This is a genomic window from Streptosporangium sp. CA-135522 (genome assembly GCF_050949235.1).
Lineage (GTDB): Bacteria > Actinomycetota > Actinomycetes > Streptosporangiales > Streptosporangiaceae > Streptosporangium.
The window spans coordinates 5441341-5454158 of record NZ_CP192026.1 but is presented as its reverse complement, the minus strand read 5'-3'; the positions used below and the strand labels follow the sequence as shown (position 1 = coordinate 5454158).

Here is a 12818-nt window from a genome sequence, read left to right as displayed (position 1 = left end):
GGACCTCCCCTCTCATGCGTCTCACCAAGACTCTCGCCGCGCTGGCCACCGCTGCGGCGCTCATCGCTCCCGCCGTCCCGGCCCACGCCGGTACGACGGGTCCCCGCTGGTCGGGCGCCTGGTCGGCAGCCGTTCAGCAGCCCTCGCCCGGTGGGCTGCCCGGCTCGTCCAACTGGTCGCAGGCGGGCTTCCAGCGGCAGTCGGTGCGTCAGGTGGTCCGGGTCACCGGAGCCGGAGTCGCCGTCCGCATCAAGATCTCCAACCTGTACGGCACGGCGCCCCTCACGGTGAGTGGAGCGACGGTGGCCAAGGCGGCTGCCGAGGCCGCGATCCGCCCGGCGACCCTGCGCCCCGTGACCTTCTCCCTGCGCACCTCCACGGTGGTCCCGGCAGGCCGGGAACTGCTCAGCGACCCGATCCCGCTGCCCGTCCAGGCGCTGGACCGCCTCGCCGTCACCCTTTACTTCAAAGGGGCGACAGGACCTGCCACCTTCCACGACATCTCCTCGGCCACCAGCTACCGCGCGTCCGGCGACCACCGGTTCGACCCGCGCGCCACGGCCTTCACCGACACCTCGCAGTCCTGGTACTTCCTCAGCGGGGTGGACGTCCTGAACCCCGCCACCCGCGGCACGGTGGTGACCTTCGGCGACTCGGTCACCGACGGCACCGGTTCCACCCCGGACGCCGACAACCGCTACCCCGACCAGCTCGCCGAGCGGCTCATCGCGGCCGGCAAGCCGCTGACCGTGCTCAACAGCGGCATCTCCGGCAACCGGATCCTCACCGATGACCCGCTCTTCGGCGAGCGCGCCCTGGCCCGCTTCCAGCGGGACGTGCTCGACAAGCCAGGAGTGCGGACGGTGATCGTGATGGAAGGCATCAACGACATCACCTACCCCGCCCCGCCGGTCACCGCCCAGCAGATCATCGCGGGCCACCGCGAGCTGATCCGGCTCGCCCACGCCCGAGGGATCCGAGCCGTGGGCGGAACGATCATGCCGTTCAAGGGCAACCCCTGGCTCTACCCCGACGGGACCGCCGAGCCGTTCGCGCTGGAGCAGATCCGCGATCAGGTCAACGCCTGGATCCGGACCAGCGGGGAGTACGACGCGGTGGCCGACTTCGAACGAGCTCTGCTCTCGCCGACCGACCCGGATCGGCTGCGGCCCGAGTTCAACGTCCGTGACGGTCAGGAGGGGGACTGGCTCCACCCCAACGACGCGGGCCTGAACGCCATGGCCGAGGCGATCGATCTGAACGCCCTGTAGGACAACGTCTTTCCCGACCGGGCCGCCAATCGGCTGCCTGGCCGGGAACGCGGCCGAACCGAAGACCACGGCCCGCGCTCATTCTGGCCGCGTCATCATCCACCTCCAGGTGTCGAGAGGCCAGAGGTCCCGAAGGTCCGCGCCTCCAGCCAGACGATCCGCGCCTACCGCGGCGAAGGGCGGCAGCGTGCGCACCGTGCTGCTTGACGACCGCGGCTACGTCGCCCTGCTCAAGCTCTACCTGGCCCGGCTGGTGCGGGTGGTCGAACGAGGGCTGATCTTCCCGTACGCGATGGTCATGTTCGCCTTCGGCCTGAAGATCACCGGAGCCCCGGCGGCGCGATCACGCACGGATGGCAGAGCGTCGTCTTCTGGATCGCGTACGCGCCACTGGCCGCCTTGGGGCCGCTGCTCGGCATCCTGACCGTGCACTGGCCTCAACAGGCAATCCGCCATGGAGACCGGCCCGGTCAGCGACGAAGCCGACCCGGTGTCCAGCAGAGTGGAGTCGAAGGGTGGGCTCGCTCGCCCTCAGGAGCCGAGTGCGTGCCCTGTCGTCACGTCGATATGGTCGGGAATCTCCGCGTGGCGGTCGCCGACCGTCGGTGTCCCGGTGGGCTCGAACATGAGGATCGCGGCGCCGGTGGGGGCGTACGGCCTGTGCTCCACGCCCCGGGGGACGGTGAATACCGCACCCTGGGGAAGCCGGACCGTACGCTCCCCGTCGGGCTCGCGCAAGGAGATGTGCAACTCCCCGTCGAGCACCAGGAAGAACTCGTCGGTGTCGTCGTGGACATGCCAAATGTGCTCGCCCTCGACCTTGGCGACGCGTACGTCGTAGTCGTTGACGCGCGTGACGATGCGGGGGCTCCACAGGGCGTCGAAGGAGGCCAAGGACTTGCTGAGGGCGAGGGGTTCGTTGCTCATGAGTGAATCCTTGCCCATTGGACATGGTCGGCGTGAGTGCTAGAAATAGCACATGGCGCAAGAATCCTCGCACATCGTTCATGCGGCGTACCCGCACCGGGTCGTCGTGATCGTGGACGAGAACTCCAACCCCTTCGAGCTCGGCTGCGCAACCGAGATCTTCGGCCTGCGCCGGCCCGAGATCGGGCGCGATCTCTACGACTTCCATCTCTGTTCACCCGAACCGCGCACGCTGATGCGGGACGGGTTCTTCACGCTCACGGGAGTCGCCGACCTGGAGGCGGCCGACTCGGCGGACACGTTGATCGTCCCCAACCGTCCCGACGTCGAGGTGCCCCGTCGCCCCGCCGTACTCGATGCCATACGGCGGGCGCACGCGCGCGGCACCCGCCTGGTCGGCTTCTGCAGCGGCGCCTTCACCCTGGCCGAGGCCGGGGTCCTCGACGGGCGCCGGGCCACCGCACACTGGCAGTGGGCGGATTCCTTCCGGGCCCGTTTCCCTTCCGTGCGGCTCGAAACAGACGTGTTGTTCGTGGACGACGGTGACATCCTCACGGCCGCGGGGAGCGCGGCCGCGCTGGACCTCGGCCTGTACATCGTCCGCCGCGACCACGGCGCCGAGGTCGCCAACTCCGTAAGCCGACGGCTCGTCTTCGCCGCGCACCGTGACGGTGGGCAGCGGCAGTTCGTGGAGCGGCCCGTGCCCGATGTGCCGGACGAGTCCCTGGCGCCCATCCTGGCCTGGGCCCAGGAGCGGCTGGACGCACCGCTCACGGTGTCCGGCCTCGCGGCGCGCGCCTCGGTCAGTCCGGCAACCCTGCATCGCCGCTTCCAGACGCAGATGGGCACGACGCCGCTGGCGTGGCTCACAGGGGAGCGGCTTGCCCTGGCGTGCCGGCTGATCGAGCGGGGCGAGTCGCGCTTCGAGACGGTCGCACGGCGTAGCGGGCTGGGCACCGCCGCCAATTTGCGTGCGCTGATGCGTCGCGAGATCGGGCTCACTCCGCTGGCGTACCGGCGCCGGTTCGGCCCCGGGATGGTCCAGGGGGCGGCCTCGTCTTCCTAGCAGGCCTACGGTTTCCCAGCAGGCCTACGGTCGCGAGCCGCGATCAGCCGGCCGCCCGCTGGAGCTGGTGCGGCATGTTCCAGCCCTCGGCCAGCCTCGACGGGTGCACGTTCTGCCCGCCGCCGAAGAACTCGCAGAACTTCATGATGAGCGGATCCCACCCCAGCGGGTCCACGTAGTGCGTCCCCGGGATGATCAACTCCTCCTCGACATGGGCTCGCACCACCCTGACCTGGAATGCGGTCGCATTCGTATCCGGGCCGCCGAACGGATGCGCCTCATCCACCACGCACTCCAACTGGATGGGGCACTCCTTGACGCGCGGCGCTCGCACCAGCTCCGCCGACTGCTCGGTCAGCCTCGCCACCCCGAACTTATCCCGCTCATGCCGGTAGCCCTGCTGCACTCTGCGATCGGACACCACCGTTTTCGCGGTCAGGAGCGCGAGCCGGTCGACGGCGTCGACCATCGACGAGGACGCGAGATTCAGCACGCACTCGCGTTCGCGCAGCAGGTTCGCCGTGGTCTGACTGTTGTTGCCGAGACCCAGCATGCAGGAGTCGTCCAGCCACCAAGCGGAAGACATCGGCGCGAGGTTGGCGGAGCCGTCCTCGTTTCGCGAACCGATCAAGACCACCGGGGTCCCGAAGTAGAGCACTTTCAGCTCGGAGATCTTGTGCATGCTTCCTCGCCTTTTGTCCCTTGTGACGTTGAGATGGGACGACTCTCCCAGCTCCCCCGCGAAAACCGCTGGTGGGAATCGGACGTCGAGTTCCACTTCGATGGGACGAGCGCCACTCGCGCGCCGGCTTCGGTGAGACTTCGAGCCATCGGCATGCCTGCTCATGTCCGAGACGGAAGGCAGGGAGAGTACGGCATGCCGACTCCAGCGGGATCGCTGCCACCTTCGCCGAGGCCGGACAAGGCTCGCCGGAATCCGCTGTCGGGTAACTTGCCGAACCGCCGGGTTCAAGGCCGCCGGACAGCCGGAGATGAGCGGCGTCGACGCGGTTCCACTTGCGAGCGGTGTCGAAAACGTGTTCCACTGATCGGCATGCGATGGGACGCGCCTGCCCTGCTCGCCGGACCGCCCGAGGTCCGGCCGCGGATCGAGCGTACCGCGGTGACCCGCGTTCACGGCGCGCTGACCTGCTACGAGGTGCAGGCGCGCAGCGCGCTGGAGCGCACCGCCGAAGGCTGGGCCATCAGCCCCTACCGAGGGTGCGCCCAGGCCTGCCGCTACTGCGCGGTGCGGCGCGGCCACCGCTATCTGGGGCTGGGGCCGGGCGCCGACTTCGACTCGCGGATCGTGGTGCGCACCAACATCGTGCGGCGGCTGCGCGCCGAGCTGGCGGCCAAGTGGGACGGCGAGCCCATCATCGTGGGCATGGCAGGCGACTGCTACCAGGGCGCCGAAGACATCTACCGGCTGATGCCCGGCATCGTGGCCGCCCTGCGCGAGGCCGGGGCGCCGTTCACCGTGCACACCAAGAGCACACTGATCCTGCGCGACGCAGGACTGCTGGCCGGCGCCCCCGGCGCGGGCGCGGTGGTCTCCATCGCCTTCGTCGACGACCGGGTTCGCCGTACCGTGGAGCCCGGCGCGCCCAGCGCGCAAAAACGCCTGGAGTTGGTGGCCGAGCTCAACGAGCGTGGTGTGCCGTGCGGGGTGGCGATGGCGCCCATCCTGCCGCTGCTGACCGACTCCCCCGAGCAACTGGCCGCCACGGTGCGCCGTGCCGCCGACGCCGGGGCGGTGAGCCTCACCCCGCACGTGCTGCGTCTGCCTCCCGGCGCCCGGGAGTGGTACCTGGCGTGGATCGGCGACCACCACCCTGCACTGGCCGCCCGCTACGGCGAGCTGTACGGCAAGGGCCCCGACGCCGATCCCGCCTACGTGCGCCGCATCACCGGCCAGGTCCTGCAGCTGGCCGCCCGCTACGGCATGAGCCCGACCCGGCCCGAGCAGCCCCTGCCGCTGGCCCTGCCCGCCCACCGGCAGCTCACCCTGCTGTGAGCCGGTGGGCCGCCTTCGGCATCGGCAGGCCGGTCGCTCTGGGCTGCGCGGCGCAAACCCGTTTCGCGTGTCGCAGGCCGATTTCTGGACTGCGACACGCGAAGAAGACACTCGGACGTTTCGGTGCCGACCGGCCCCGGAGGATCATCCGGCGAGGGCGCTGCCCTTCTTCCACTGCTTGAACGGCATCTGCCAAAAGCCCCAGCCGTTGTTCCACTCCATCTCCCGGTTGGTGCCGGTGATGGTGATGACGTCACCGCGCTGGACCTGGTTGTAGAACCATCTGGCCTGGTCGGGCCGGGAGTTGACGCAGCCGTGGCTGACGTTCTGGCGACCCTGGGCCCACACGTTGTCCTTGGCGTGGACGTACTCGCCGCTGTTGGAGAAGCGCACCGCGTGGTTGATCATCACGTCGTAGTAGCCCGGGTCGCCCTTCTTGCGGCCGGGAGAGATCATCCGCTCGGGGTTGGACTTGCCCATCGTCAGGTGCACGCCGCTGGTGGTGGTGTACTCGCGGGTGCTGGCGTTGCCCGCGCTGATCAGCATGGTCTGCACGACCTTGCCGTCCCGCTTGACGATCATCTTGTGCTTGCGGGTGTCGACGGTGGCGATCTGGGCCGCACCGATCTGGATCTTCTTGGTGAAGTCCTCGACCCCGTACATGTCCTTGCCGCCCTGCACGCCGTTGAGGCGGGCGGTGAAGGTCACCTTCTGATGGGGCTGCCAGAATTTGGCGGTCCGGTAGATCACCGTCGTGTCGTTGATCCACCGCCACGCGCCCTGGGCCGGCTTCTCCGACTTCACCTCCAGCGCCTGCTCCACCGCGGCCTTCTGGCTGACCGGCTTGTTGAAGGTGACGATGATCGGCGCCCCCACGCCGACCTTCTCGCCCTTCAACGCCGGGGTCACATCGGCCACCGCCAGCTCGACCTTCGGCTTGAGCGTCTTGAACGAGCTGCTGGCGGTCGTGCCGCCCACCGCTCGCGCCGAAACGGTGTAGCTGCTGGAAGGCTTCAGCGGCGTCTTGGACACCCACTTGGTACGGCCGGCGTCGAAGGAGCCCGCCAGCGGCTTGCCGCCGCTTTCCACGGTGACCTGCTCGAGCGAGCCGTTGGCCGCGGTGACGACGACCTTCTTGTCCGGGCGCACGGTCGCGCTGCCCTGCGCCGGGCTGATCTTGATCACCGGCGCCGGGGCGTTCTCAGTGCCGGTGCCGGTGCCACCACCGTCGGCGGCGGGGGCCGTCGGGGCCGACCCGCCGGAGCAGGAGGTGGCCAGCACGGCCGCCGTCGCCACCGCCAGTCCTGCCAGCGGTGTTCTCATGCCACGACGCTCCACGTTTAGCACAACTTTCTCCCCCACTACAGCAAACTGCGTCTAAAAACCCTAATAGGAGATGAGTGTGGAGTACACCTGGTTCAGGAGAGTTGAGTCACATTTCGGTCACTTCATGGAGTCAAAAACATGCCAACCGGGAGTTGCGGGAGGGTGTCGCCGCCCGGTGTGAGGGGCGGCGCGGGCGCGGCGTCTCCACCTGGGCCGATGGCCGTCCCCGGCGAAAACCGGTGACCCCCGCCCGCCGAAGGCGTCACGGGACGGACAGGGGGCAGGGGCGCCTCGTCGCCGCCCCGAGCCGGTCGCGACCGGCCTGCCCGGCACCTGAGGGGAAAGCTAGGCTGGCGTGATCTCCTCGAGACGGAAGGCCCGGGTGATGACCGCAGTACGGCCCGCCGGCGATACCGACAGCGTCGGAGCCGCGCACTTCGACGACGCCCCGCAGGCGCCGAGCGAGGGGCTGTTGCGCGCCGTCACGGCCGAATCGGCCAGGACCGACGCGCTGCGGGCCGAGCGCCGGCGCACCGAGTTCCTGGTCGAGGCCGGCCGCCGGCTGTCGGCCTCGCTCAACATGCGCCGCTGTGCCCGTGCCACGGTCGAGCTCGCGGTCTCCTTCCTGGCCGACGCCGCCATGGTCGTGCTGCCCCCCACCGGGCGCCGCCAGGCGAGCTGGCTGCGCTCGGTCACCGGACGGCAGCCCCTGGAAGAGGGCACGGCCGGCATGGCCGCCACCGCGCAGGTGCCCGGCCTCACCGAGGCGCTGGCGGGTTTCCCGCCCGTGCCCAGCCGCTGGCTGGACCCCGGCCAGGTGCCCGAGTGGCTGCTGCCCGACGGCTTCGGCCGGGCCGGACACCTGCTCGTCACTCCGCTGCCCGGCAACGGGGTGCCGGCCGGGGCGCTGGTGCTCGCCCGTCGTCAGGGCGGTCCGGCCTTCGACGAGGAGGCCGAGATCCTGGTACGGGTGTTCGCCGCCCGCGCGGGCGCGGCGATCTCGGCCGCCGCCCTGTACCAGGAGCAGAGCGCCACCAACGCGATCCTGACCCGCGATCTGCTCCCGCCCGCCCTGCCCACGTTGCCCGGGCTGGAGTTGGCGGGCTCGCTGCGCGCCGCCCAGCAGGCCGCGCTGATCGGCGGCGACTTCTACGACGTCTACCTTCCCGGCCCCGGCGAGCCCGGCGAGCCGCTGGTCGTCCTGGGAGACGTCTGCGGCAAGGGCGCGCGCGCCGCCGTCCTGGCCGGGCAGGTCCGTCACAGCCTGCGCACGTTGCTGCTGCTGGAGGAGCGCCCCGAGCGGCTGGTGCCACTGCTCAACCGTTCACTGCTGGCCTCCCCCGCCCCCAACCCCTATGTCACCCTCGTGCTGAGCACACTGCGCGCGGGCCGGGACGGCTACCTGCGCATGGACCTGGCCGTCGCCGGGCATCCCCCACCGCTGATCCTGCGCCGGGACGGCACCGTGCAGGAGGCCGTCACCCGCGGCTCCCTGCTCGGCGCGCTACCGGAGATCGTCTTGACCGTGGTCACCGTCGAGCTGGCCCCCGGCGAGGTGTGCCTGCTCTACAGCGACGGCATCACCGAGGCGTTCGGCGGTCCCACCGGCCACGAGATGTACGGCGGGCAACGACTCAAGAACGCCCTGTCCACCTGCGTGGGCATGCCCGCCGCGGCGGTGGTGGAGCGGCTGGAGCAGATCAGCACCGAGTGGCTGGCCGGCGACACCCAGGACGACCGGGCCCTGCTCGCCGTACAGTCGAGGCCCGTCCGATGAGCACCGCCGGTCTCGTCACCACCGACCTGCGGGCCGCCGGCGAACACTACCTGGAGCACATCGGCCAGGCCGACGAGTTCGGCGCGGTCGATCTGGTGCTCGACCTGCTCCAGCAGGGCGTGGGCGCCGAAAGCCTGCTGCTGGACCTCATCGCGCCCGCCCAGCGACGCATCGGCGAGCTGTGGGCGGCCAACCAGTGGTCGGTCGCCCGCGAACACGGGGCGACGGCCGTCAGCGAGCGCGCCGTCGCCGCGATCGTCGCCCGGGTCCGGCCCGCGCCCGTCCTCGGCCGAATCACCGTCGCCTGCGCCGACGGCGAATACCACGCGCTGCCCACCCGGCTGCTGGCCGAGGTGCTGCGCCTGCGCGGTTGGCGGGTCGACTTTCTCGGCGCCAACGTGCCCGGCCCGCATCTGATCACCCACCTGCACCAGACCGGGCCCGACGCGGTCGCGCTGGGCTGCGCCCTGGCCATCCGCCTGCCCCGGGCGCACGCCACGATCACCGCCTGCCAGGCCGTCGGCGTGCCGGTCCTGGCCGGTGGATCCGGCTTCGGCGCCGACGGCCGCCTCGCCCGGCTGCTGGGCGCCGACGCCTGGGCCCCGACCGCCGACGCCGCCGCCGACCATCTGTCGAGCGGCGCGCTGCCCGCCTTCCCCGCCGCACCGCACGGGCCGGCCCACCTGTCGGATGAGGAGTACACCCATCTGACGCGCCGGCGTGGTGAGCTGCTCACCGGCGCGATGGCCGCTCTCACCGCCGCCTGGCCGCCGATGGCCGCCTACACCGCCCACCAGCTCGACTCCACCGCCGAGGACCTCGGCCACATCCTCGACTTCCTCACCGCGGCCGTCTACGTCGACGACGCCCAGGTGTTCACCGATTTCATCACCTGGACCGCCGGCGTGCTACGGGCACGCGGCGTGCCGGCAGGGGCGGTGAAGGTGGGATTGCGCGTTTTCTACGATGAGCTGCGAGACTTCCCCCGTGCCCGCCATCTGTTGGCTCAGGGGATCGAGGCGGCGCACGACGCCGATTTGGAGATCTGACGATAGATGCTCGACAAGACCCCGCTCCGTGCCGAGTTTCAGAGCACCGTCGCCGGCACCACCCTGCTGGTGCTCACCGGTGACCTGGACTACGACACGGCCGCTGAGCTCTTCACGCTGGCCGAGGAGCTGTTCTCCGAAGAGCTGCGGCACTTGGAGCTGGATCTGTCCGGGCTCGACTTCATCGACTCCTCCGGCGTGGCGGCCCTGATCAACCTCTACAACGCCACCCGTGACCACGACGCCACCATGCGGATCATCGCGCTGACCTCCTACCTGCGCCACCTGTTCAAGGTGACCGCCCTGGACCAGGTCTTCGATCTGCCGCCCGCCTCGTAGGGGGCGGCAGGCCGGTAGGTCGGCCGGGTCAGCGAACGGCCAGTCGAGGGTCTGCGGGTTTGCCTTCCCGGCGGTTTCGGCCGGTGAGGAGGGAGCGCAGGATCTCTCCTGCTCGGATCGCCGAGTTGGACAGCAACGAGGAAGAGAGCCCGTGGCTGTGTTCGGTGCCTCCCTGGAGGTAGATGCCGCAGCGCAGAGCCGGGTCGGTGCGGACTCGGTAGTCGCGGGTGAGCTGCAGGCGGCCCTGGTCGTCGGTGACGCACAAGCCCGCCAGGTCGCCGAGGATCGGGGTCAGGTCGGCGGGACGGTAGCCGGTGGCGAAGATCAGCGCGTCGCAGTGCAGGAACTCGGGCTCACCGGCGCCCGGCCCGTCCACCCGGGCTCGGACGCCGTCGGGAAGGCGCTGGACCTCGACGACCCGGGACATGTTCATGATGCGCAGTCGTCCTCGGCCGGAGACCCGCTCGGCGTAGACGCGGCGGTAGAGCTCGTCGATCAGGTCGATGTCGACGACGGCGTAGTTGGTGTTGCCGTGGTAGGCGAGCAGTGTCTGTTTGACGCTGTCGGGGGCGTCGTAGAAATGGTCGACCGCGCCGGGATCGAAGATCCGGTTGGCGAACGGGCTGTCGTCTGCGGGGCTGTAGCCGTACCGGGAGTGCACGGCGCAGATCTCGGCGTGGGGGTGGGTACGGTGCAGGTACTCCACCACCTCGGCGGCGCTCTGCCCGGCGCCCACCACGAGGAAGCGGTCGTGTCGCGTCCGGGAGAGGGTGCCCAGCCGAGACAGCAGGTCGTTGCTGTGCCAGACCCGCTCGGAGACGTGCACCCCCTCGGGCAGGTGGGGCTGCAGGCCGACCCCGAGGACGACGTTGCGGGTCCGCCCGAGGATCCGCCCGTCGGTGGCCACGACCTCGACCGCCGCGATGGTGCCGTCGCGGCCTACCAGCGGGCGCAGGGCGCGCACGGCGGTGCCGTAGTGCACGTCGTGCCGCACCTGGGCGGCGGCCCATTCCAGGTAGTCGTGAAACTCCAGCCGGGTGGGGAACATCGTCTTGTGGTTGATGAAGTCGACCAGCCGGCCGCGTTCGTGCAGATAGGGCAGGAAACCGAAGGCGCTGGTGGGGTTGCGCATGGTGGCCAGATCCTTGAGGAAGGAGACCTGCATGGTCGCGCCGTCCAGGAGCATCCCCCGGTGCCAGCCGAAGCGCGGCTGACGTTCGGCGAAAGCGGCTCGCACCGTCTCCTGCCCCGCGGTGTGGTTGTGCTCGTGGACGGCGATGGCCAAGGCCAGATTGGCAGGGCCGAAACCGACGCCTATCAGATCATGGTCGGCCACATCGGAGCTGGTCACAACATTCCTTTCATCAGATGGCGGGCGGCCGGGGGGACGTTCACGTCGTCCGGCCGGCGAAGCGGCGGACCAGAGCCTGCTTGTCGATCTTGCCGACCGCGGTGACCGGTAGATCCTGGACGGCTTCGATCCGGTCGGGCACCTTGAAGGCGGCCAGTCCGCGGCCCATCAGGTGCAGGCGCAGCTGCGGCAGGGTGGGCGGCTGGGACCAGGGCACCACGACCGCGCACAGCTGTTCGCCGTGACCGGTGTCGGGCAGGCCGATGGCGACCGCGCGGCGGACGGCGGGGTGGGTGAGCAGGTGGGCTTCGACCTCTTCGGCGGAGATGCTCTCGCCGCCTCTGTCGATGGTGTCCTTGACCCGGCCTTCGACGACGAGGTGTCCGCTGGGCAGCGCGCGGACCAGGTCGCCGGAGCGGTAGTAGCCGTCGGAGGTGAAGGCGGTGGCGTTGTGCCCGGCGGCCCGGTAGTAGCCGCGCAGCGTGTACGGCCCGCGCACCAGCAGCTCGCCGACCTCGCCGGGGGCGACGTCGCGGTCGTCGGCGTCCACGACGCGCAACTCGTCTTCGGCGCTGAGCGGACGGCCCTGGGTGTGCTCCACCAGGTCGGCGTCATCGTCGGCGCGGGTGTAGTTGAGCAGGCCTTCGGCCATGCCGAACACCTGCTGGACGGCGCAGCCCAGGGCGGCCGGGATGAGGCGGGCGGTCTCGGCCGGCAGTTTGGATCCGCCGGCCTGCAGGAGCTTGAGGGTGGTCAGATCCGCCGGGTCCCACTCTGCGGTCTCCAACCACAGGGGAACCAGCGGCGGGACCAGGGCGGTGATGGTGATCTGTTCGGCTTCGATCAGGGGAAAGGCGTCGGAGGGAGCCGGCGAGGGTGACAGGACGACCTTCCCGCCGACGCCCAGCGTGCCCAGGACACCGGGGCAGGCCAGCGTGAAGTTGTGCGCCACCGGCAGGCAGGCCAGGTAGGCCGAGCGTGCGTCCAGAGCGCAGATCTCCGCGCTGGCCCGGGCGTTGAAGCCGTAGTCCTGGTGGGTGCGCGGGATGAGTTTGGGCACGCCGGTGGTCCCGCCGGACACCAGCAGCAGGGCCAGGTCGGCGGGGTCGGGGTCGGGGTGCGGCACCGGGTCGGCGTCGATCCGTGCCAGCGCGGTGAACGGGCCGGGCTCGCCGGCCACCAGGACGTGGCGCAGGTCCGGAGCCTCGGCCAGGACGGCGGCGGCCAGGTCGCGGTAGTCGAATCCACCGCTCTGGTCGGGGATGACATAGGCGACGGCGCTCGACAGCCGGGCCAGGTGGCCGATCTCGGTGATCCGGTGGGCGGGCAGGGTGAGGACCGGCACCGCTCCCAGGCGTACCAGGGCGAAGAACAGGATCACGAACGCGCCGATGTTGGGCAGCTGGACCAGGACCCGGTCGCCGGGGCGGATGCCCAGCGCGGCCAGCCCGGCGGCCATCCGGTCGGCGCGCCGGTCGAGGTCGCGGTAGGTGAGGCGGTCCTCGCCTGCCACCAGCGCGGTGTTCTCGCCGTAGGCGCGGGTCCATTCGGTGAGCAGGGCTCCGAGCGTGCGGCCGTCCCAGATGCCCTGCTCGCGGTAGCGGGCGGCCAGGCCGGGGGGCCAGGGGGTCAGGCCGGAGGGCAGCGGGGAGGGAGCGGCTGAGGGCATCGAAGCTCCAGCGGAGTCGGGGTTTG

At 70.6% G+C, this 12818-nt stretch carries 12 protein-coding genes; 7 read left to right on the top strand and 5 right to left on the bottom strand.

Going from position 1 to position 12818, the window contains the following annotated elements; translation table 11 throughout:
- The first annotated feature begins 14 nt into the window (after nt 1-14).
- Nucleotides 15-1271, top strand: coding sequence for an SGNH/GDSL hydrolase family protein (locus ACQPYK_RS25830; protein ID WP_433235722.1), 1257 nt, complete (start codon nt 15-17; stop codon nt 1269-1271).
- A 196-nt stretch (nt 1272-1467) separates the two neighbouring features.
- The gene (locus tag ACQPYK_RS25825; protein ID WP_433235719.1) at nt 1468-1695 is read left to right on the top strand and encodes a hypothetical protein; all 228 of its coding nucleotides are present in this window, start codon (nt 1468-1470) and stop codon (nt 1693-1695) included.
- 107 nt (nt 1696-1802) lie between these two features.
- Here ACQPYK_RS25825 and ACQPYK_RS25820 read toward each other — a convergent pair whose 3' ends face one another.
- Entirely contained in the window at nt 1803-2198 is a 396-nt protein-coding gene (locus ACQPYK_RS25820) for a cupin domain-containing protein (protein WP_433235716.1), read from the bottom strand.
- Between the two features lie 52 nt (nt 2199-2250).
- Between ACQPYK_RS25820 and ACQPYK_RS25815 the strand changes: the two genes are divergently transcribed.
- Complete coding sequence (locus ACQPYK_RS25815) at nt 2251-3264, top strand: GlxA family transcriptional regulator (RefSeq protein ID WP_433235713.1); 1014 nt, start codon at nt 2251-2253, stop codon at nt 3262-3264.
- 43 nt (nt 3265-3307) lie between these two features.
- On the opposite strand, the gene ACQPYK_RS25810 is transcribed toward ACQPYK_RS25815, so the two are convergent.
- Complete coding sequence (locus tag ACQPYK_RS25810) at nt 3308-3946, bottom strand: flavin reductase family protein (protein ID WP_433235710.1); 639 nt, start codon at nt 3944-3946, stop codon at nt 3308-3310.
- A 372-nt stretch (nt 3947-4318) separates the two neighbouring features.
- On the opposite strand from ACQPYK_RS25810, the gene ACQPYK_RS25805 reads away from it, so the two are divergent.
- A complete protein-coding gene (locus ACQPYK_RS25805; protein ID WP_433235707.1) occupies nt 4319-5281 on the top strand; it encodes a radical SAM protein in 963 nt (320 codons plus the stop codon).
- Nucleotides 5282-5425: 144 nt separating this feature from the next.
- Here ACQPYK_RS25805 and ACQPYK_RS25800 read toward each other — a convergent pair whose 3' ends face one another.
- Nucleotides 5426-6604, bottom strand: a complete 1179-nt coding sequence (locus tag ACQPYK_RS25800) for an Ig-like domain-containing protein (protein ID WP_433235704.1) — start codon at nt 6602-6604, stop codon at nt 5426-5428.
- Between the two features lie 388 nt (nt 6605-6992).
- On the opposite strand from ACQPYK_RS25800, the gene ACQPYK_RS25795 reads away from it, so the two are divergent.
- From ACQPYK_RS25795 to ACQPYK_RS25785, 3 genes are read left to right on the top strand one after another with little or no spacing between them, the layout of a single operon-like run.
- Entirely contained in the window at nt 6993-8384 is a 1392-nt protein-coding gene (locus ACQPYK_RS25795) for a PP2C family protein-serine/threonine phosphatase (RefSeq protein ID WP_433235701.1), read from the top strand.
- Nucleotides 8381-9433, top strand: coding sequence for a cobalamin B12-binding domain-containing protein (locus tag ACQPYK_RS25790; RefSeq protein WP_433235698.1), 1053 nt, complete (start codon nt 8381-8383; stop codon nt 9431-9433). The genes ACQPYK_RS25795 and ACQPYK_RS25790 overlap by 4 nt, the downstream gene beginning before the upstream one ends.
- Nucleotides 9434-9439: 6 nt before the next feature.
- Entirely contained in the window at nt 9440-9772 is a 333-nt protein-coding gene (locus ACQPYK_RS25785; protein WP_433235695.1) for an STAS domain-containing protein, read from the top strand.
- 28 nt (nt 9773-9800) lie between these two features.
- Here the strand turns inward: ACQPYK_RS25785 and ACQPYK_RS25780 are convergent, their stop codons facing one another.
- Both ACQPYK_RS25780 and ACQPYK_RS25775 read right to left on the bottom strand, forming a co-directional pair.
- Nucleotides 9801-11123 (bottom strand): lysine N(6)-hydroxylase/L-ornithine N(5)-oxygenase family protein, encoded by a 1323-nt coding sequence (locus ACQPYK_RS25780; protein WP_433235692.1) that lies wholly within the window; start codon nt 11121-11123, stop codon nt 9801-9803.
- Between the two features lie 40 nt (nt 11124-11163).
- A complete protein-coding gene (locus tag ACQPYK_RS25775; protein ID WP_433235689.1) occupies nt 11164-12792 on the bottom strand; it encodes a (2,3-dihydroxybenzoyl)adenylate synthase in 1629 nt (542 codons plus the stop codon).
- Nucleotides 12793-12818 lie beyond the last annotated feature (26 nt).

Excerpts from the sequence above, each read along its gene's own strand:
- ACQPYK_RS25830 (WP_433235722.1), top strand. The coding sequence starts at position 15 with ATGCGTCTCACCAAGACTCTCGCCGCGCTGGCCACCGCTGCGGCGCTC.
- ACQPYK_RS25795 (WP_433235701.1), top strand. The coding sequence starts at position 6,993 with ATGACCGCAGTACGGCCCGCCGGCGATACCGACAGCGTCGGAGCCGCG.
- ACQPYK_RS25810 (WP_433235710.1), bottom strand. The coding sequence starts at position 3,946 with ATGCACAAGATCTCCGAGCTGAAAGTGCTCTACTTCGGGACCCCGGTG.
- ACQPYK_RS25785 (WP_433235695.1), top strand. The coding sequence starts at position 9,440 with ATGCTCGACAAGACCCCGCTCCGTGCCGAGTTTCAGAGCACCGTCGCC.
- ACQPYK_RS25815 (WP_433235713.1), top strand. The coding sequence starts at position 2,251 with ATGGCGCAAGAATCCTCGCACATCGTTCATGCGGCGTACCCGCACCGG.
- ACQPYK_RS25775 (WP_433235689.1), bottom strand. The coding sequence starts at position 12,792 with ATGCCCTCAGCCGCTCCCTCCCCGCTGCCCTCCGGCCTGACCCCCTGG.
- ACQPYK_RS25820 (WP_433235716.1), bottom strand. The coding sequence starts at position 2,198 with ATGAGCAACGAACCCCTCGCCCTCAGCAAGTCCTTGGCCTCCTTCGAC.
- ACQPYK_RS25790 (WP_433235698.1), top strand. The coding sequence starts at position 8,381 with ATGAGCACCGCCGGTCTCGTCACCACCGACCTGCGGGCCGCCGGCGAA.
- ACQPYK_RS25805 (WP_433235707.1), top strand. The coding sequence starts at position 4,319 with ATGCGATGGGACGCGCCTGCCCTGCTCGCCGGACCGCCCGAGGTCCGG.
- ACQPYK_RS25800 (WP_433235704.1), bottom strand. The coding sequence starts at position 6,604 with ATGAGAACACCGCTGGCAGGACTGGCGGTGGCGACGGCGGCCGTGCTG.